Source organism: Falsiroseomonas sp. (genome assembly GCF_051859025.1).
Taxonomy (GTDB): domain Bacteria; phylum Pseudomonadota; class Alphaproteobacteria; order Acetobacterales; family Acetobacteraceae; genus Falsiroseomonas.
On sequence record NZ_JBHYGL010000001.1, the window covers coordinates 713,748 to 733,216 of the forward strand.

The window sequence follows — 19,469 nt, forward strand, 5'->3', positions numbered from 1 at the left end:
CGGCGGCGGTCAGCGCGACCGGATCGCCCGCCGCGCCGCCGGATCGCGCGTGCCGCCCAGCGCGGCGTGGCGCGCCAGCCCCGCATGCCGCGCCAGCACGGCCCGCCGGGCCGGGTCCGGCTCCACCGCCGCCACGGCGGCCAGCACTTCCAGCATCCGGATCATCACCGCGGGCTGCCCGGCCGCACCCTGGCGCAGCATGTGGAACATGGCGTCCGCCAGCCCCGCGTAATCCGTCGCGGGCCGCACCAGGCGAACCTCGCCATCCCGCCGGAAGACGCCATCCGGCAGCGTCCGCCCCACAAGCCCCGCCAGCGTCGCCCCCAGCCGGTCCAGCACGCCGATCGCGGTGAAGGGGTCGTTGATGCCGGGGGAGAGCGCCCGCAGCGCGATCTCCACCAGCTGCCGCACGGCGTATTCCAGATCCTGCTCCACGCTGCGGGACTGGCCGAGCACCATCGCCTCCGCGAGCGCCGCCCGAGCCGCCTCCCTCACCGCCGGCGGGCTGACCCGGCCCACCACGCCGCCCGCCAGCACGAACCCACCCGCCCGCACATCCAGGTGCAGCACCGCCCCGCATCCGGCCGCCCAATCCGCCAGGGACGCATCGTCCAACACCCGAAGGTAGCCGCTGCCGGGCGCGCGCAGCGCCGCGGCATCGGGCGCGGGCCCGAGCGCGGGCTCCGGGTCCGTGCCATCCCCGCAGGCCTTCTCCAGCGCCTGGTCAAGCTCCGCCGCCACCAGCGCCACCACCCGGTCCACGCTGATGGAGGCCGCGACATGGTGCAGGAACCAGATCAGCACGCCGATGCAGCCGAACCCCATCAGCAACCCGGCCGAGACCGCCAGCTGCGGCACGAAGCCGCCGTCATCCCCCTCATGCACCGATCGCAGCGCCACCAACGAAAAGGCGAAGGTCGCGACCAGCGCGCCCAGCGCATACTGGTTGCCGGCATCGCTGGTGAAGTTCCGCAGCAGCCGCGGCCCCATCTGGTTCGATGCCAGGGTCAGCGCCGCGACGGTGATGGAGAAGGTGGTCCCCGCGACGCCGATGGTCGCACTCGCCAACGCCCCCAGAACGTCCCGCGCCCCCGCCGCGGCGCCGCCATAGACCAAATCGTCCAGCCCATCGGGCAGCGAGACCTTGCCCTCCAGCCGCACCAGCGCCTCCGCCAGCACGATGGCGGCCGCCGTCATCACCGCGGGGCGAAGCCAGAAGGAGGCGCGGAGATCCGCCCACCATTGCCGCAACCGCGCTGCCGTCACCGCGCCGCTCCCCCGCGCCTGCCGGAGGACCGCAACGGTTCACCGCGCCGCCGGTTCACTGGCTTGACCCGCCGCCGCGCCCGCCCGACCCTGCGGCCATCAGGGGGAAACCGGATGACTACGCGCAGCACCTTGTCCTGCGAGATCGACCTCGACACCCCCGGCAAGCGCCACGGCTTCCTCCGCCCGGCGCATTCCACCCATGCCGGCGCCCAAGGCCTGGTCCACCGCATTTCGCCATCGACGGCATCGTCCTGGTAAAACGCTGGCCCGGCATGACGGCGCGCGGCGACTGCCTCTTCCACCTCGGTACGGAGACTGACCTGTGACTGACGAGAACCCCGTCCTCGCCACCCGCGACGGGCCCGTGATGCGCCTGGTGCTGAACCGCCCCCATCGCCGCAACGCAATGAGCGAGGCGCTGGTCGCGCGCCTCGATGAACTGCTCGCCGAACTCCGCGCCGATGCCACGATCCGCGTCGTGGTCCTCTCCGGCGCCGGCGGCCATTTCTGCGCCGGGCTCGATCTGACGGAGGTCGGCGCGCCGGAGGATCAGGCGACGAAGCTCGCCCGCCAGCAGGCCCGCAACCGCGCCACCGGGCAGCGCTTCACCGCCATCTCCCAGCTGCCGCAGGTGGTGATCGCCGCCATCCAGGGCTCCGCCTTCGCCGGCGGCCTCGGCCTGGTCACGGCCGCCGACATCGCGCTCGCCTCCGCCGATGCCCGCTTCTCCGCCCCCGAGGTCCGTCGCGGCCTGGTCCCCGCCCAGATCCTGCCCTGGCTGGTCCGCCGCATGGGCCGCAGCGAGGCGACGCGGATCTGCCTGCAAGGCCATGTGCTGGACGCCGCCGAGGCCGCCCGCACCGGCCTGGTCCATCAGGTGCTGCCCGATGCCGGCGCGCTGGAGGCGGAACTGTCGCGGGTCATCGCCGACATCCTCGAAGGCGCCCCCGGCGCGCTCGCCGAGACCAAGGCCCTGCTCGCCGCCCTCGGCCCCGTCTCGACGGAGGCCTATGCCGAGGCCGGCGCCCAGGCCTTCGCCCGCCGCGCCGCCGACCCCGAGGCGAAGGAGGGCATCGCGAGCTTCAAGGAACGCCGCAAGCCCTCCTGGTCCCCCGCCGCCTGACCCGCGTTATACTCCCCCCCAGCGAGGAGACACCGCCATGACCGCCTGCATCGTCGGCTGGGCCCATACCCCCTTCGGCAAGCTCGAAGACCCCGACATCGAAAGCCTCTTCGGCCGCGTCGCCCGCGCCGCGATCGAGGATGCGGGGATCGAGGCCGATGACGTCGACGGCGCCTTCGTCGGCGTCTTCAATGGCGGCTTCACCAAGCAGGATTTCTTCGCCTCCCTCCTGCTCCAGACCGTCCCTGAACTCCGCTTCAAGCCCACCACCCGCTACGAGAACGCCTGCGCCACCGGCACCGCCGCCATCCACGGCGCCATGGATTTCCTGGCCGCCAAGCGCGGCCGATTCGCGCTGGTCGTGGGGGCGGAGAAGATGACCGCGACGCCCGGCGCGCAGGTCGGCGACATCCTCCTCAGCGCCTCCCACCGCCGGACGGAGGGCGACATCCCCGCGGGCTTCGCCGGCGTCTTCGGCCGCATCGCGGAAGCCTATTTCCAGCGCCATGGGGACCAGTCCGACGCGCTGGCCGCCATCGCCGCCAAGAACCACCGGAACGGCGTCGCCAACCCCTACGCCCAGATGCGCAAGGACCTCGGCTTCGCCTTCTGCCGGGCTGAGTCGGAAAAGAACCCCTTCGTCGCACCCCCCCTCAAGCGCACGGATTGCAGCCTAGTCAGCGACGGCGCCGCCGCCCTGATCCTGACCGACGAGGAAACGGCCCGCAGCATGGCGAAAGCGGTCCGCTTCCGCGCCGCCGTCCAGGCGACGGACATGATGCCCATCGCATCCCGCGACATCATCCGCTTCGAGGGCGCCCGCGCCGCCTGGTCCCGCGCCCTTTCCGACGCCAACCTCAGCCTGGCGGACCTCAACTTCGTCGAGACGCATGACTGCTTCACCGTCGCCGAGCTCATCGAATACGAGGCGATGGGCCTGGTGCCGGAAGGGCAGGGGGCGCGAGCGGCGCTGGAGGGCTGGACGGCCAAGGATGGCCGCCTGCCCGTGAACCCCTCCGGCGGGCTGAAGTCGAAGGGCCACCCGATCGGTGCCACCGGCGTCTCGATGCATGTGCTGGCGGCCATGCAGCTCACTGGCCAGGCCGGGGACATGCAGCTGCCCAAGGCGGACCGGGCAGGGGTCTTCAACATGGGCGGCGCCGCGGTCGCGAACTACTGTTCCATCCTGGAGCGCGTTTGACGGATCAACCCGGCGACGCCCTCGCCACCCCGGCGCCGGCCGACGCCCCGCCGGCGCCATCACCCTTCGTCACCGTCACCTGGTCGCCGGAAATCGAGGCCTGGTTCCGCCAGCGCAAGGTCTTCCTGGCGCATCCCATGCGGATCGAGGGCGTGTTCCGCCATGGCGCCCCCGTGCGCCTGCCGCGAGCCTGGAGGACGGAGGCCTATTCGACCATGCCGGCGCGCGGCACCGCCTCGCTCGGCGCCTTCAGCTACTCCCACAGCCCGGGGCTCGTGGCCGGGCGATACTGCTCGCTCGCCGCCCGCATCGCGGTCAGCGCGGATGAACATCCGATGGACCGCGTCTCGACGCACCTCTTCAGCTACCGTGCTGTCTTCCAGTCGCTCGGCGAGGCGGAGTTCGGACGCAGCTACCCCCTGCGCCCCTTCCGTCGCTTCGGCCCACTGCCCATCATCGGCCATGATGTCTGGATCGGCCAGGACGTCCTGCTGAAGCGCGGCATCACCATCGGCCATGGCGCCGTGATCGGCGCCCGCTCCGTCGTCACGCGCGACGTGCCGCCCTACGCCATCGTCGCGGGCTCCCCCGCCCGCATCAAGCGCTACCGCTTCGAGGACACGGTGATCGAGGGGCTTCTCCGCCTCGCCTGGTGGCGCTTCCGCTTCACGGATTTCGCCGATCTGGACCCGGAGGACATCACCGGCTTCATCGACCAGCTCTCCGCCCGCATCGAAGCCGGGGAGGCGCAGGAACTGCCGGAGAACTGGATCGAGCCCGCGATCGAGCTGGAGGCACTGGCGACGGGGTAGGGAACAGCATGCGGGCGGCGCGACCCCCGGGCTCTGGCACGGGGGTTGCTATCCCATGGAGCGTCATGCGGCGGCCTTGTCCGCCCTGGCAGCTTAGCCTTCCTCAACCTTGCCTTGGGCCGGTCCGAAAGGATCGGCCCTTTTTTTTGGCCCATGCCCCGGCGCCGCCTGGCCCAGCAAAACAGTGGATTGCGCGACATCCCGCTGGGCCAGTTGCCCATGGGGGACTGTGGAGCTGCTTCATCGGCAGCACCGAGATTCCCATTTTGCAAACCAATCCGCGACGCATTCGGGATTCTGCCCGGTCACGCGGCAGTGAACGCTACCCCGGCACCAGCACCGACACCGCCGCCTGCGCCGCGATCCCCTCGCCACGCCCCGCGAAGCCCAGCCGCTCCGTCGTCGTCGCCTTCACGGAGACGCGGTCCACCGGCACCCCGAGCAGGCCCGCCAGCCTCTCCCGCATCGCCGTCGCATGGGGCGTGATCTTCGGCCGCTCGCAGATCAGTGTCACATCCGCATTGGCCAGCACGCCGCCCCGCGCCGCGATCCGCCCGGCCGCATGGACCAGGAAGCGCGCGCTGTCGGCGTCCTTGTACTGGTTGTCGGAGGGCGGGAACCACCGGCCGATATCGCCCTCCGCCAGCGCGCCATAGATGGCGTCGCACAGCGCGTGGATGCCGACATCGGCATCGGAATGCCCATCCAGCCCGAGCGGCCCCGGCACCACCACGCCGCACAGCACCATCGGCCGGCCTTCGACGATCCGATGCACGTCGAAGCCGGTGCCGATGCGGGGGATCATGGGCACGCTCATCGTTGCTTCCCTCAGGGCCGCCTCCATCCGGGCCAGGTCTTCCGGCCAGGTGATCTTCACATTCGACTCGTGCCCGGGTACGAGCACCACCGCCAGCCCCGCGGCTTCCAGCAGCTGCGCGTCATCCGTCGCTTCCGCCGCGGCGCCGCGATGCGCCGCCAGCAGAAGCTCGAAGCGGAAGGCCTGCGGCGTCTGGGCGCGGAACAGTCCGGCGCGCGGCACCGTCTCCAGGATCAGCCCGCCATCGCCCCGCTTCAGCGTATCGCTCACGGGCTGGGCCGGGATGGCGCCGGGGTGGTCCTCCAGCGCCGCCATCAGAGCCGCGACGGTCCCCGCCGGCACCACCGGCCGCGCCGCGTCATGCACCAGCACCACCGCGGGCGGGTCGCCCGCCAGCGCCTCCAGCCCCGCCCGCACGCTGGCCTGGCGGGTCGCGCCGCCCGCCACCGGCGCCAGGCAGGGCAGGCCCTCCAGCGCCGCCGTCACGGTCGCCATCATGTCCGGCGCGCAGATCGGCAGCAGGGCATCGACGCCCCCCTCCCGCAGCAGCGCCTCCGCCGCATGGCGGATGACGGGCCTTCCGGCCAGGATCGAGTATTGCTTGGGTTGCGGCGCACCGAAGCGGCTGCCGCTGCCCGCTGCCATCAGCAGCGCCACGCATCGCATGGCGGGAGCCTAGCCCACCCCGGCGGCCCCGCCCAGACGGCCCCTCCAGACCGGCCCGCCAACCCCGTGTCGTTGCTGGATTTTTCAGCAGGAACCCGCCAGAACCCGCCATCCGCATTGCCCCAGGGTCAATCTAGCGATACCTTGCCCAAATCATGAGCATGAACACCTCCCCATCCGGCCCCTGGACCGGTCCCATGCTGCGCCCGATCGACCTGGGCGGTGCGGTGATCGACGTGCCGGTCGTCCTGGCGCCCATGTCCGGCGTCACGGACCTGCCCTTCCGCCGCCTGGCCCGCGCCCAGGGGACCGGCCTGGTGGTGAGCGAGATGATCGCCTCCAACGCCATGGTGCGGGAGAACCGGACCACCCTGAAAATGGTGGAGGTCGATGGCTTCGGCGGCCCGTCCTCCGTCCAGCTCGCGGGGTGCGACCCCGCCGTGATGGCGGAAGCCGCGCGCCTGGTCGTCGGCCATGGCGCCGCCATCGTGGACATCAATTTCGGTTGCCCGGTGAAGAAGGTGGCGCTCGGCCAATCCGCCGGATCGGCGTTGATGAAGGACGAGATCGGCGCCGCCCGCATCCTGGAAGCGGTGGTGAAGGCGGTTTCCGTCCCCGTCACCCTCAAGATGCGCATGGGCTGGGACCACAATTCCCTCAATGCCCCGAAGCTGGCCCGGATCGCCCAGGATTGCGGTATCCGGCTGGTCACGGTCCATGGCCGCACCAGGCAGATGTTCTACAACGGCACCGCGGACTGGGCCTTCGTCGCCCAGGTGAAGGCCGCCGTCTCCATCCCCGTCATCGTCAATGGCGACATCCTGACGCCCGAACACGCGGCGGAAGCGCTGCGCCAGTCCAACGCCGATGGCGTGATGATCGGCCGAGGCTGCTACGGCCGCCCCTGGCTGCCGAAGCAGGTGGCGGATTACCTGGCCACCGGCATCCTGCCGCCAGACCCGTCCCTCGCCGACCAATATGCAACGCTTCTCGCGCATTACGAGGCGATGCTCGCCCATCACGGCAGGGACCCCGGCATGCGCCTGGCCCGCAAGCATGTCTCCTGGTATTCCAAGGGCCTGCCTGGCTCGGCTGAGTTCCGGTCCGAGGTCAACCGCACCGACACGGTCGAGGCCGTGCTCACCCTGATGCAGCGCTTCTACGAACCGCTGATCGAGCGTGGCGTGCAGCCCGCCCGCCCCACCGCGCCCGATGACGAACGGATGGCCGCGTGAGGGGTACGGCCTTGTCCCGCGCCGCCCGCGCCCTTCGCCTGTCCGGCACCACCCCGGCGGAGGGCCTGCCACCCGAAGCCACCGCCGTCCTCGGCGCGCTGCCCATCGCCGCCGTGGTGCTGGATGCGGGGGATCGCTTCGTCTTCGCCAACCCGGCCGCGGAATTGTTCTTCCAGCTCTCCGCCGCCTCGCTCCGCGCCCAGTCGCTGCGGGACATGCTGCCGCATGACAACCGGCTGTTCGGGGTGCTGGCGCAGGTGCGGGCGCATGACAGCCCCGTCTCCGACCACGATCTGGTGCTGGAAAGCCCGCGCCTGCGCCGCTTCGGCGTTGCCGCCCAGGCCGCGCCCTTCCCGGAAATCGCGGGGGGCATCGTCCTCACATTCCAGGACGGCTCCACCGCGCAGATGCTTGATCGGCAACTGAATTTCCGGGGCGCCGCCCGTGGCGCCTCCGCCATGGCCGCCATGCTGGCCCATGAAGTGAAGAACCCGCTTTCCGGCATCCGCGGCGCCGCCCAGCTCCTCGAACAGGGCGCCAGCGAGGGCGACCGGGAGCTCTGCCTGCTGATCCAGGACGAGGTCGATCGCATTCGCAACCTGGTGGAGCGGATGGACATGTTCTCCGAACGCCCGGTCGAACAGGCGCCGGTCAACATCCATGAAGTGCTGGATCATGTCCGGCGCATCGCGCTGTCCGGCTTCGCGGCGCATCTGAAGATCCACCAGGAATACGACCCGTCGCTGCCGCCGGTCTGGGGTAACCGCGATCTGCTGGTGCAGATCCTGCTGAACCTGGTGAAGAACGCCGCGGAAGCCGTTGATCCGCGAGAAGGTGAGATCCTGCTGGCCACCGCCTACCACCACGGCGTCCGCATCGCCGTGCCGGGCAGCCTGGAACGGGTCCACCTGCCGCTGCAGGTCATCGTGCGGGACAATGGCCCGGGCATCCCGGAAGCCATCCGCGCCACGCTGTTCGAACCCTTCGTGACGACCAAGCGGGGCGGGCAGGGGCTCGGCCTCGCGCTGGTGGCCAAGCTCGTCGCGGACCAGGGATCGCTGATCGAATGCGACAGCCGCCCTGGCCGCACCTCCTTCCGCCTGTCCCTGCCCGCACCGCCGCCGGCGTCCCGCCAGGCGGCTGCGGGGAAACCCTGATGTTTCGGCCGAGCCTGATGGGAGCCTTCCATGACTGACGCCGCGACCGTTTCGGCAACCACGCGCACCATCCTCGTGGCCGATGACGACCGGGCGATCCGGACGGTGCTGTCCCAGGCGCTGACCCGGTCCGGCTACCACGTCCGCGCCACCTCCTCCGCCGCCACGCTCTGGCGCTGGGTGGAGGATGGGGAGGGCGACCTGGTCATCACCGACGTCATCATGCCGGATGAGAACGGGCTGGACCTGGTGCCCCGCATCCGCCGCATCCGCCCGGACCTGCGGGTGGTGGTGATGTCGGCGCAATCCACCTTCTCCACCGCGCTGAAGGCGACCCAGCGCGGTGCCTTCGACTACCTGCCCAAGCCCTTCGATCTGAAGGAACTTCTGGCAGTTGTCGGCCGGGCGCTCTCCGCCCCCAGCACCGCGGAAGTGACGGAGACCGAGGAGCCGGAGGAGCGCCTTCCCCTCGTCGGCCGCAGCGCCGCGATGCAGGAGATCTACCGGACGGTCGCGCGCCTCACGACCACCGACCTGACCGTGATGATTACCGGCGAGTCCGGCACCGGCAAGGAACTGGTCGCCCGCGCGCTGCATGATTACGGCCGCCGCCGCGGCGGCCCCTTCGTCGCCATCAACATGGCGGCCATCCCGCGGGAACTGATCGAATCCGAGCTCTTCGGCCATGAACGCGGCGCGTTCACCGGCGCGCTGAACCGCGGCGTCGGCCGTTTCGAACAGGCCGCCGGCGGCACGCTGTTCCTGGACGAGATCGGCGACATGCCGCCCGAGGCCCAGACCCGCCTGCTGCGCGTGCTGCAGGAAGGCGAGTTTACCACCGTCGGCGGCCGCCAGCCCATCAAGGCCAATGTCCGCATCGTCGCCGCCACCCACCGGGACCTGCGGCAGGCCATCCGCGGCGGCATGTTCCGGGAAGACCTGTTCTACCGCCTGAACGTCGTTCCCATCCGCCTGCCGCCGCTTCGCGAACGCCTGGAGGATATTCCTCTCCTGGCCCGCCACTTCCTGGAGCGCGCCCGCGCGGCCGGGCTGCCGCAGAAGCAGCTGGACCAGGGGGCGATGGACCGCCTCAAGCAGCATTCCTGGCCGGGCAATGCGCGAGAGCTTGAAAACCTCATGCGCCGCATGGCGGCGTTGTACCCGCAGGAGACGATCGGCGCCGATGCCGTCGGCTCCGAACTCGCGGAAGCCGCCGCGCCGGCCGAGGAAGGCCCCCGCGCGCCCGAGACGCTGGAACAGGCAGTGGAACGGCACCTCGCCGGCTTCATGTCCGCGCACAAGGACGGCATGCCGATCCGGGACCTCTATGACCGCGTGCTGGCGGAGGTGGAGCGGCCGCTGCTGAAGCTGGCCCTTAGTGCCACGCGCGGCAACCAGATCAAGGCCGCCGCGATGCTGGGGCTGAACCGCAACACGCTGCGGAAGAAGCTGCGGGAGCTGGACCTGCCGGTGGTGCGCGGGCTGCCCTGAGCCGGCCGGAAAACACTGGCGCCGGGCTGCGTGTTCCGTCTATGTTCAGCCCATCATCGCCAGTGCTGTGTGCCGCGCTCCGATGAGCCCTGGTTCCCGAGCAATACGGGCGCCGCCGGGCACCGAAAGCGGTGCTAAAAGTGCTTAAAGGGCTAAACGCACTTAGTGCCGCCACCGACTTCCAGATGAACGACGCCGCCGATTCCGCGCCGGGATGCATGGCCTGAATCGCCACAGTTGCTAAAATGCCACAGCCCGGGCTAACCCCCGGCGCAGGAAACGGGCAGGCTGAATGGCAACGCGCTGGCGTCGCATCGGGGACTTCTTCTTCGGCCGGGCGATGACGCTCGGCCTGGCCATCACGGCCGTGCTGCTGGGCCTTGCCACCTTCATCCTCCTCGCCGGCGGGTCTCCTTTCGGGCCGACGCGGCCCGGGCAGATCGTCTTCGTCGTGCTGGCCAATGCCGGCGTGCTGCTGATGCTGGCGGCGTCGCTCGCCACGCGCCTGGTGCGCGTCTGGGCGGAACGGCGCCGCGGCAGCGCGGGGGCCCGCCTTCACGTCCGGCTAGTGATGCTGTTCGGCGGCGTCGCCGTGGTGCCCGCGCTGATCGTCGCCGCCTTCGCCGCCATCTTCTTCAACCTCGGCATCCAGGCCTGGTTCAGCGACCGCGTGCGCTCGACGCTGGAAGCCTCCCTTGTCGCCTCCCGCGCCTGGCTGGACCAGCACCGGGACGAGATCCGGGTGGATGCGCTGGCCATGGCGGCGGACCTGAACCGCGCCGCCGTCGTCTTCCTGCCGGACAACCAGCCGGCCTTCGAACGCCTGCTGGCGACCCAGGCCAGCATCCGTGGCCTGACGGAGGCGGTGATCTTCGAACCGACGCTGGGCCGCGTCATCGCCGCCGCCGGATTCAGCCCCGGCGCCGTCATCGAACCGCCCCCCGCCTGGGCGATGGAGACGGTCCGCCAGGGGGAGGTCGCAGTGGTGCCGGCGGAAAGCGATGCCCGCGTCCGCGCGCTCGCCACCCTCGATGTCCAGCCCGGCCTGCTGCTGCTGATCGGCCGGCCGCTGGATGGCGGCGTGCTGGAACACATGCGGCGCACGGAACTGGCCTTCCAGGATTACGACCAGCTGGACCGCAACCGCGGTAGCCTGCAGATCACCTTCGCCCTCATCTTCGCCTGCGCCGCGCTGCTGGTGCTGCTGGCCGCCGTGCTGGTGGGCCTCGTCTTCGCCAACCAGATGGCGCGGCCGATCTCGCGCCTCATCAACGCGGCCGAACGGGTTCGCGCCGGCGACCTGGCCACGCGGGTGGAGGAGGGGACGGCGGATGACGAACTCGCCTCCCTCAGCCGCGCCTTCAACCGCATGACCAGCCAGCTCTCGGCCCAGCGCGGCGAATTGATGGAGGCCTATCGCCAGATCGACGAACGCCGCCGCTTCACGGAAACCGTGCTGTCCGGCGTCTCGGCCGGGGTGGTGGGGCTGGATGCGGAGGGGCGGATCAACCTGCCCAACCGCAGCGCCAGTGAATTGCTGGGCGTCGACCTCGATGCCGGGATCGGCCTGCCGATGGCTCGTGTCGCGCCCGAATTCGCGGAACTGGTGCAGGAGGCCCGCGCCAACCCGGACCGCCCGCGCACGGCGGAACTGCCCATCGGGCCGCCCGCCCGGCGCCGCAGCCTCATCGCGCGGATCGGCGCGGAGACGCAGGCCGGGCGCGTTACCGGCTATGTGCTGACCTTCGACGACATAACCGAACTGCAATCAGCCCAGCGCAAGGCCGCCTGGGCCGATGTGGCGCGCCGCATCGCGCATGAGATCAAGAACCCGCTGACGCCGATCATGCTCTCCGCCGAACGCCTGAAGCGCAAGTATCTCAAGGAGATCCACTCGGATCCCGAGACCTTCCGGAGCCTGACGGACACCATCGTCCGCCAGGTCGGCGATATCGGCCGGATGGTGGATGAATTCAGCGCCTTCGCCCGCATGCCACAGCCCGTGATCCGGCCGGAGGATTTCGGCCAGGTGGTGCGCGAAGCCCTGGTGCTCCAGAAGGCCGCCCACCCCGAGATCGACTACACCACCGCCATCCCGGATGGCCTGCCACGCCTGCCCATGGACCGACGCCTGATCGGCCAGGCGCTGACCAACCTGTTGCAGAACGCCGCCGATGCCGTCGCCTCCGCCCCCCGCGAGGAGGGGGAGCGTGGCGCCATCGCGATAAGGCTCGACTCGTTCGAGGATGGTATCGGCGTCGTCGTTGACGACAACGGGATCGGCCTGCCCGATGGCGAGGAGCGTGCACGGTTGACCGAGCCCTACGTGACCCATAAGGCGAAAGGCACGGGCCTCGGCCTTGCCATCGTCAAGAAGATCATGGAGGACCATGGCGGCCGCCTCGGCCTGGAGGACCGGCCGGATGGCGCGGGCGCCCGGGCCCTGCTGATCCTGCCCCTGGCGGGCAAGGACGTGGCGACGGCCGGCATGGCGCAAGGGGAACGGCCTGGCATGGGCGCGGCGATGGGGCGAACAGATCATGGCGCATGAGATCCTGATCGTCGACGACGAGCCCGACATCCGCGCCCTGATCGAGGGCATCCTCTCCGATGAGGGCTACGAGACCCGCCAGGCCGCCAATTCCGACCAGGCCATCGCCGCCTTCCGCACGCGGCGGCCTAGCCTCGTCATCCTCGACATCTGGCTGCAGAACTCGCGCCTCGACGGGCTTGGCATCCTCGCCGCCCTGCATGGGGAGGAACCGCGCGTCCCCTGCATCATGATCAGCGGCCACGGCACGATCGAGACTGCCGTCCAGGCCATCCAGAACGGCGCCTACGACTTCATCGAGAAGCCCTTCAAATCCGACCGCCTGCTGCTGGTGGTCTCCCGCGCCCTGGAAGCGGCGCGGCTGCAGCGGGAGAACAGCGAGCTTCGCCTGCGCGCGGGGGGCGAGACGGAACTCGTCGGCATCTCCGCCCCCGTTACGCAGCTGCGCACGGCGCTGGAACGCGTGGCGCCGACGGGATCGCGCGTGCTGATCACGGGCCCCGCCGGCGCCGGCAAGGAAGTCGCCGCGCGAATGCTGCACGCCCGGTCCCGCCGCAGCGATGGCCCCTTCGTCGCGCTGAACTGCGCCACCCTCGCGCCCGCGCGGTTCGAGGAGGAGCTGTTCGGCGTGGAGGCCGGCGCCGACCCCTCCGCCCAGCCGCGCCGGGCCGGCGTTCTGGAACGCGCCCATGGCGGCACGCTGCTGCTGGATGAGGTCGCGGACATGCCGCTGGAAACCCAGGGGAAGATCGTCCGCGCCCTGCAGGAACAGGGTTTCGTGCGCATGGGCGGCGCGCAGCGCGTGACCGTCGATGTGCGGGTCATCGCCACCACCAACCGCGATCTCCAGGCCGAGATAGGCGCGGGGCGGTTCCGGGAAGATTTGTATTACCGCCTCGCGGTCGTGCCGCTGAAGATCCCGCCGCTGCGGGAGCGGCGGGAGGACATCCCGGCCCTGGCGCGGCACTTCATGGCGCGGTCCGGGGAGACGTCCGGCATGGCGCCCCGCGAACTCAGCGAGGACGCGCTGGCCGCGATGCAGGCCTATGAATGGCCGGGCAATGTCCGGGAACTCCGCAACCTTATCGACTGGCTGCTCATCATGGCGCCGGGGGAGGCGAGGGACCCGATCCGCCCGGACATGCTGCCGCCCCAGGTCGGCGCCGCCGCCCCCGCGGTGCTCAAGCTCGACCGGTCCAGCGAGATCATGACCCTGCCGCTGCGTGAGGCGCGGGAACTGTTCGAGCGACAGTACCTGGAAGCGCAGCTGCTGCGCTTTGGCGGCAACATCAGCCGCACCGCGTCCTTCGTCGGCATGGAACGCAGCGCGCTGCACCGGAAGCTGAAGTTCCTTGGCGTGCATGCCGAGGATCGCGCGCCCGCGGCGCAAGCCGCACCATGAAAAGCTCGGCGCAAGCCGCGCCCTGATCGACCCGCCCCGAACGCCACCCCGAAGGCCACCGCCCGCATGTCCAAGATCGCCTACGTCAATGGCCGCTACCTCCCGCAGTCGGAGGCCTCGGTGAACATCGAGGATCGCGGCTACCAGTTCGGGGATGGCATCTACGAAGTCGTGCACCTGCACGAAGGCCGATACATCGATGAGGATTTGCACCTCGCGCGGCTGGAGCGCAGCTTGCGGGAGATCGCGCTGCCCATGCCGATGTCGCGCGGCGCGCTGTCCATGGTGCTGCGGGAAGTGGCGCAGCGGAACCGCGTGAGCGACGGGCTGCTCTACATGCAGGTCACCCGCGGCGTCTCCCGCCGCGACCATGCCTTCCCGTCGAAGCCCGTGCCGCCGGCGCTCGTCGTCACCATCCGCCGCATCGCGCCCTATCCGACGGACATCGACAAGTGGCAGGCCAGCGCCATCACGCTGCCGGACCTGCGCTGGGCGCGGCGGGACATCAAGTCGGTCAACCTTCTGCCCAATTGCCTGGCCCGCCAGAAGGCGAGGGAGGTCGGAGCGATCGAGGCCATCCTGTTCGACGAGGCGACGGGCATGGTGACGGAAGGGGCCGCTACCACCTTCTGGATCGTGGACGAGCACGGCGCCATCCGCACCAGGCACCTCGACAACGTCATCCTGCCGGGCTGCACCCGCGCGGCGCTGATGAAGGAACTGGACCTGCTCGGCCTGCCCTATGACCAGCGCGAATTCTCCCTGGACGATGTGAAGCGGGCGAGGGAGGCCTTCATCACCTCCGCCACATCCTTCGTGAAGCCGATCACGAAGATCGACGGCGCGCCGGTGGGCGATGGCAAGGTCGGCCCCGTGGTGCGGCGGCTGTTCGACATCTTCGCCCGCCATGTGAAGGGCGATGTGAAGAACGCCGCCTGATGGCGACGATCAGGCCGGCCGCGATCCTCTGGGACTGGGACAACACCCTCGTCGATGGCTGGGCGGCCATCGAGCATGGGTTGAACGTCACCTTCCGCCACTACGGCATGCCGGAATGGGATCGCGAAACGGTCCTGGCGCGCGTGCGCGGATCGCTGCGCGACACCTTCCCCGGCATGTTCGGCACGGCGTGGGAGGATGCGCGTGACATTTTCTACACCGCCGTCCGCGCCTGCCACCTGGACGTGCTGAACCCCATGCCAGGCGCCGCCCAGGCCCTGCAGGCCGCCGCGGCGCTGGGTCCCCAGGCGGTGGTTTCGAACAAGCAGGGGCCACTGCTGCGCACGGAAGCGGCGCATCTCGGCTGGGCATCGCATTTTTCGGCCCTGGTCGGGGCCGGGGATGCGGAGGCGGACAAGCCCTCCGCCGCGCCGCTGCTGCTGGCGCTGCGGGGCTGCGGCATCGAATCCGGGCGGAATGTCTGGTATATCGGCGATACGGTGCTCGACATGCAGGCAGCCCGCGCGGCAGGATGCACAGCTGTGTTGCTGGGCGATGCGGGACATGACGGCGGCGTCATTGCCGCCGCGCCCGATCTGCAATTCGATGACGGCCATGCGCTGGCTGATGCACTCTCGCGTCTTGCCAGCGCCCCTGCCGGTAGGGGAAGCTAGGGCTCCTCCCCAGGCTCTGCCGGTGGCTTCGTGCTGCCCAGGCCAACAACAAGAAGGACCGACCCTCCGTGGCCGCCGAGAAGTCCCAGAACGTGCAGGACGTGTTCCTGAATCACGTTCGTAAATCGAAAACTCCGGTGAAGATCTTCCTGGTTAACGGCGTCAAGCTGCAGGGAATCATCACCTGGTTCGACAACTTTTCCGTCCTGCTTCGTCGGGATGGACACACGCAGCTGGTCTACAAGCACGCCATCTCCACCGTGATGCCGGGCGCGCCGATCATGCTGTTCGATGCGACGGCGGCAGGCGCCGGCGCGGCCGCCCCGGAAGGCGCCGCGGCACCGGCCCGTGAAAGCCGCCTGACCCTGGGACGAGAGGTGAATCCTGTCGGACCGCGTGACTAGGCCGATCGGCCAGGCCCCGGGGGCGGCGCAAGGCGCCCCCGGCGGCGTCGATACGCATGGCGGTCCCACCCGGGCCGCCGTCATTCTCCCCTACGAACGATTCGGCCGCGGCGACACCAGCCGTGCCGTGGAAGCCAAGCTGGCGGAGGCCGTCGGCCTGGCGGCCTCCATCGGGCTGACCATCGTCCACACCGCCATCCAGCCACTGCGCGCCATCCGTCCCTCCACCCTGCTGGGCGAAGGCCAGGTCGCGACGGTGAAGGAGGCGTGCGAGCGCCACGGCGTCAGCGTCGTCATCGTCGATGCCGCCCTGTCCCCGGTGCAGCAGCGCAACCTGGAACGGGCCTGGGGCGCCAAGGTGATCGACCGCACGGGCCTGATCCTGGAGATTTTCGGCGATCGCGCCGCCACCAAGGAAGGCGCGCTGCAGGTCGAACTGGCGCATCTGTCCTACCAGCGCACGCGCCTGGTCCGGTCCTGGACCCACCTGGAACGCCAGCGCGGCGGATTCGGCTTCCTCGGCGGTCCCGGCGAAAGCCAGATCGAGATCGACCGCCGCCTGATCGACGAACGCATCGTGCGGCTCAAGAAGGAACTCGAACAGGTGCGCCGCACCCGAGGCCTGCATCGCAGCGCCCGGTCCCGCGTGCCCTATCCCGTGATCGCGCTGGTCGGCTACACCAATGCCGGCAAGTCCACGCTGTTCAACGCCCTGACCGGCGCCGGCGTCTATGCGCAGGACCAGCTTTTCGCGACGCTCGATCCCACGATGCGCGCCATCAAGCTGCCCTCCGGGCGGACCGTCATCCTGTCCGACACCGTCGGCTTCATCTCCGACCTGCCGACGCAACTCGTGGAAGCCTTCCGCGCGACGCTGGAAGAAGTGGCCGCCGCCGACATCATCCTGCATGTCCGCGATGCCGCGCATCCCGAAACCGCCGCCCAGCGCGCCGATGTGCTGGCCGTGCTGACGGAGATGGCGGAAGGCGACCACCCCACCATGGACGAGGCCTGGCCGCGCCGCGTGGTGGAGGTGCTGAACAAGGCCGACCTGATGGGTGGCGTGGATTCCCTGCCGGAGATCCCCGGCGCCATCGCCGTCTCCGCCCTGACGGGCGACGGCCTCGAACAGCTTCGCGCCGCGCTGGATGCCCGCATGGCCGCGGGGCTGGAGGTGGTGGACTACGCCATCGCCCCCGCCGACGGCGCCAGCCTGGCCTGGCTGCACGCGCATGGGGAGGTGCTGGAGCGGCGGGATGGGGAGGATGCGATCCACCTCCGTGTCCGCCTCTCCCCGGCCGATCGCGCGCGCTTCGACCAGCGAGGGGGATGAGACGATGCGCTTCGATGCCAGCACGGCCAGCGCCGTCGCGACGCTGCTGCGCGATGCCTCCCGCGCCGAGATCATGCCCCGCTTCCGCAAGCTGGCCCCCGACGCCGTCCGCACCAAATCCGGGCCGCTCGACCTGGTGACGGAGGCCGATGAGGCCGCGGAGCGGGTGATCGAGGCCGGCCTCGACCGCCTGTTCCCGGGCTGCGTGGTCGTGGGGGAGGAAGGGACGGCGGCCGATGCCTCCCTTCTGACGCGCCTGCGGGACGCGGACCTGGCCTTCGTGGTCGATCCCGTCGATGGCACCGCGAATTTCGCGGCTGGGGTGCCGCTGTTCGGCTGCATGGTCGCCGCCTTCGTGAAGGGGGAGGTCGTGGCGGGGTGGATCCATGATCCGCTCGGCGACGATACCTGCCTGGCCGTACGGGGGGAGGGCGCCTGGGTGGAGGATGGCGCGGGCACAAGGCTCGGCGCGCTGTCCGTCGCGACGCCGGTGCCGGTGAACCGCATGGTCGCCGCCGTGTCCTGGGGCTTCATGCCGGCGGAGACCAAGGCCCGCATCGTCACCCGCCTGCCGCGACTGGCGGCCACGCTGAACTTCCGCTGCGCCGCCCATGAATACCGCCTGGCGGCCGGCGGCCACGCCCATCTGCTGGTCTACAACAAGCTGATGCCCTGGGACCACGCGCCGGGCTGGCTGATCCACCGGGAGGCCGGGGGCTACGCCGCCCAGTTCGACGGCGGCGCCTATGAAGCCGGCCACCACGTCACCGGCGGCCTGATCTGCGCGCCCGACCGCGCCAGTTGGGAAGAAGCCCGCGCCGCGCTGTTCGGCGAGGACTGACTTGGCCGACGAGGACGACGAGGAGGAAGGCCCGCCCGGCCTCCCCCCCGGCACCCCCTTCTACATGACCCCCGCCGGCGCGGCCGCGCTTCGGGAGGAACTGCGGAAGCTGTGGGAGGAGGAGCGGCCGAAGGTGGTGGAGGTGGTCTCCTGGGCCGCCGGCCTCGGCGACCGGTCGGAGAATGCGGACTACCAGTACGGCAAGCGTCGGCTGCGCCAGATCGATGGCCGCGTCCGCTTCATCCGCAAGCGGCTGGAGAAGGTGCAGGTCGTGGACCCCGCGGCGCAGACGCGGCGGGACCAGGTCTTCTTCGGCGCCACCGTCACCTATGCCCGCGCCTCCGACGATGCGGAGGTGACGATCACCATCGTCGGCGTGGATGAGGCCGAGAGCAGCCAGGGCCGCATCTCCTGGGTCGCGCCGGTGGCGCGGGCGCTGCTGGGGGCGAAGGTGGGGGACACCCGCAAGCTCCGCACCCCATCGGGGGCGGAGGAGATCGAGGTGGTGGATATCGCTTATCCGCCGGCGTGATTCGCGCCCGCCCGCCGGCATCGCCATCCTGTGCACCGAAGCGCAGGAGAGAACGCCATGTCCGTGACCACCGACCCGACCGACCCGCTGCCCCCGGGGCTGGAGACGGTGCTGCTGCCCCGCACCCATGACATCGGCGGCTTCGAGGTCCGGCGCGCCCTGCCCGCGAAGGACCGCCAGATGGTCGGCCCCTTCATCTTCTTCGACCAGATGGGCCCGGGCGAGTTCCTGACCGGCACCGGCGTCGATGTCCGCCCGCACCCGCATATCGGCCTGTCCACCGTCACCTACCTGTTCGAGGGCGAGATCCAGCACCGGGACAGCCTGGGGACGGACATGTCGATCGCGCCCGGCGACGTGAACTGGATGACGGCGGGGCAGGGGATCGTCCATTCGGAACGCACCGCCGCGGACCGGCGCGCCGCGCCCCACCGCCTGGCGGGTATCCAATCCTGGGTCGCGCTGCCGAAGGCGCATGAGGAAGCCAGGCCCGATTTCCGCCACCATGGCGCGGCGAGCCTGCCGGTGATCGAGGATGCGGGCACCAGGCTCCGCCTCATCGCCGGCACGGGTTGGGGCATGGCGGCGCCGGTCTCGGTGCTGTCGGACCTCTTCTACGCCGATGCCATCCTGGCCCCTGGCGCAGCGGTGCCGATGCCGGACCGGCATGAGGAACGCGCGGCCTATGTCCTGACCGGCACAGTGGAGGTTGCGGGCCAGGTCTTCGACCCCGGCCGGATGCTGGTCTTCCGGCCTGGCGACGCCATGTCGCTGAAGGCCGGCCCGCAGGGTGCCCGGCTGCTGCTGCTGGGCGGTGCCACGATGGACGGGCCGCGCTTCCTCTACTGGAACTTCGTCAGCTCATCGCGGGACCGGATCGAGCAGGCGAAGCAGGATTGGGCCCGGGACCGCTTCGCCGCGCCGGTGCCGGGCGAGAGCGAATGGATCCCGCTGCCGGAAAAGCGCAGCGTCAAGGCGCAGACGAATACGTCTCACGGTTGAAGCTTCCTGATAATTGGCGG

18 protein-coding genes are annotated in these 19,469 nt (G+C 70.4%); 16 read left to right on the forward strand and 2 right to left on the reverse strand.

Annotation, left to right across the window (positions count from 1 at the left end; translation table 11 throughout):
* Nucleotides 1-9: 9 nt before the first annotated feature.
* Nucleotides 10-1,266 carry a DUF2254 domain-containing protein gene (locus tag ACTIE5_RS03555; RefSeq protein ID WP_439548316.1) on the reverse strand — a complete coding sequence of 419 codons (1,257 nt, stop codon included), beginning with the start codon at nt 1,264-1,266 and terminating at the stop codon, nt 10-12.
* Between the two features lie 114 nt (nt 1,267-1,380).
* Between ACTIE5_RS03555 and ACTIE5_RS03560 the strand changes: the two genes are divergently transcribed.
* The 4 genes from ACTIE5_RS03560 (at nt 1,381) to ACTIE5_RS03575 (ending at nt 4,405) form a co-directional block, all read left to right on the forward strand.
* Nucleotides 1,381-1,527, forward strand: a complete 147-nt coding sequence (locus tag ACTIE5_RS03560; protein ID WP_439548317.1) for a hypothetical protein — start codon at nt 1,381-1,383, stop codon at nt 1,525-1,527.
* A 64-nt stretch (nt 1,528-1,591) separates the two neighbouring features.
* Nucleotides 1,592-2,392 carry an enoyl-CoA hydratase/isomerase family protein gene (locus ACTIE5_RS03565; protein ID WP_439548318.1) on the forward strand — a complete coding sequence of 267 codons (801 nt, stop codon included), beginning with the start codon at nt 1,592-1,594 and terminating at the stop codon, nt 2,390-2,392.
* A 37-nt stretch (nt 2,393-2,429) separates the two neighbouring features.
* Nucleotides 2,430-3,593 carry an acetyl-CoA acetyltransferase gene (locus ACTIE5_RS03570; protein ID WP_439548319.1) on the forward strand — a complete coding sequence of 388 codons (1,164 nt, stop codon included), beginning with the start codon at nt 2,430-2,432 and terminating at the stop codon, nt 3,591-3,593.
* Nucleotides 3,590-4,405 (forward strand): CatB-related O-acetyltransferase, encoded by an 816-nt coding sequence (locus ACTIE5_RS03575; RefSeq protein WP_439548320.1) that lies wholly within the window; start codon nt 3,590-3,592, stop codon nt 4,403-4,405. Before ACTIE5_RS03570 ends, ACTIE5_RS03575 begins: the two co-directional genes overlap by 4 nt.
* Before the next feature lie 322 nt (nt 4,406-4,727).
* On the opposite strand, the gene ACTIE5_RS03580 is transcribed toward ACTIE5_RS03575, so the two are convergent.
* Entirely contained in the window at nt 4,728-5,888 is a 1,161-nt protein-coding gene (locus tag ACTIE5_RS03580; RefSeq protein ID WP_439548321.1) for a bifunctional 2-C-methyl-D-erythritol 4-phosphate cytidylyltransferase/2-C-methyl-D-erythritol 2,4-cyclodiphosphate synthase, read from the reverse strand.
* A 161-nt stretch (nt 5,889-6,049) separates the two neighbouring features.
* Between ACTIE5_RS03580 and dusB the strand changes: the two genes are divergently transcribed.
* The 12 genes from dusB (at nt 6,050) to ACTIE5_RS03640 (ending at nt 19,449) form a co-directional block, all read left to right on the forward strand.
* The gene (gene dusB / locus ACTIE5_RS03585; protein WP_439548322.1) at nt 6,050-7,123 is read left to right on the forward strand and encodes a tRNA dihydrouridine synthase DusB; all 1,074 of its coding nucleotides are present in this window, start codon (nt 6,050-6,052) and stop codon (nt 7,121-7,123) included.
* Nucleotides 7,124-7,161: 38 nt separating this feature from the next.
* On the forward strand, nt 7,162-8,280 hold the full coding sequence (locus tag ACTIE5_RS03590) for a two-component system sensor histidine kinase NtrB (protein WP_439548646.1): 1,119 nt from the start codon (nt 7,162-7,164) through the stop codon (nt 8,278-8,280).
* A 30-nt stretch (nt 8,281-8,310) separates the two neighbouring features.
* Nucleotides 8,311-9,771 (forward strand): nitrogen regulation protein NR(I), encoded by a 1,461-nt coding sequence (gene ntrC, locus ACTIE5_RS03595; protein WP_439548323.1) that lies wholly within the window; start codon nt 8,311-8,313, stop codon nt 9,769-9,771.
* 292 nt (nt 9,772-10,063) lie between these two features.
* Complete coding sequence (locus tag ACTIE5_RS03600) at nt 10,064-12,322, forward strand: ATP-binding protein (RefSeq protein WP_439548324.1); 2,259 nt, start codon at nt 10,064-10,066, stop codon at nt 12,320-12,322.
* A complete protein-coding gene (gene ntrX / locus ACTIE5_RS03605; RefSeq protein WP_439548325.1) occupies nt 12,312-13,724 on the forward strand; it encodes a nitrogen assimilation response regulator NtrX in 1,413 nt (470 codons plus the stop codon). Before ACTIE5_RS03600 ends, ntrX begins: the two co-directional genes overlap by 11 nt.
* A gap of 66 nt (nt 13,725-13,790) precedes the next feature.
* Nucleotides 13,791-14,663 (forward strand): D-amino-acid transaminase, encoded by an 873-nt coding sequence (locus tag ACTIE5_RS03610; RefSeq protein ID WP_439548326.1) that lies wholly within the window; start codon nt 13,791-13,793, stop codon nt 14,661-14,663.
* Nucleotides 14,663-15,337 carry an HAD family hydrolase gene (locus ACTIE5_RS03615; RefSeq protein WP_439548327.1) on the forward strand — a complete coding sequence of 225 codons (675 nt, stop codon included), beginning with the start codon at nt 14,663-14,665 and terminating at the stop codon, nt 15,335-15,337. The genes ACTIE5_RS03610 and ACTIE5_RS03615 overlap by 1 nt, the downstream gene beginning before the upstream one ends.
* A gap of 68 nt (nt 15,338-15,405) precedes the next feature.
* On the forward strand, nt 15,406-15,741 hold the full coding sequence (gene hfq / locus ACTIE5_RS03620; RefSeq protein WP_439548328.1) for an RNA chaperone Hfq: 336 nt from the start codon (nt 15,406-15,408) through the stop codon (nt 15,739-15,741).
* A gap of 82 nt (nt 15,742-15,823) precedes the next feature.
* Nucleotides 15,824-17,074 carry a GTPase HflX gene (hflX, locus tag ACTIE5_RS03625; RefSeq protein ID WP_439548647.1) on the forward strand — a complete coding sequence of 417 codons (1,251 nt, stop codon included), beginning with the start codon at nt 15,824-15,826 and terminating at the stop codon, nt 17,072-17,074.
* A gap of 4 nt (nt 17,075-17,078) precedes the next feature.
* Nucleotides 17,079-17,915 carry an inositol monophosphatase family protein gene (locus ACTIE5_RS03630; protein WP_439548329.1) on the forward strand — a complete coding sequence of 279 codons (837 nt, stop codon included), beginning with the start codon at nt 17,079-17,081 and terminating at the stop codon, nt 17,913-17,915.
* Nucleotides 17,916-17,979: 64 nt separating this feature from the next.
* Nucleotides 17,980-18,447 carry a transcription elongation factor GreB gene (gene greB, locus ACTIE5_RS03635; RefSeq protein WP_439548648.1) on the forward strand — a complete coding sequence of 156 codons (468 nt, stop codon included), beginning with the start codon at nt 17,980-17,982 and terminating at the stop codon, nt 18,445-18,447.
* Between the two features lie 57 nt (nt 18,448-18,504).
* Nucleotides 18,505-19,449, forward strand: coding sequence for a pirin family protein (locus ACTIE5_RS03640; RefSeq protein ID WP_439548330.1), 945 nt, complete (start codon nt 18,505-18,507; stop codon nt 19,447-19,449).
* Nucleotides 19,450-19,469: the final 20 nt, after the last annotated feature.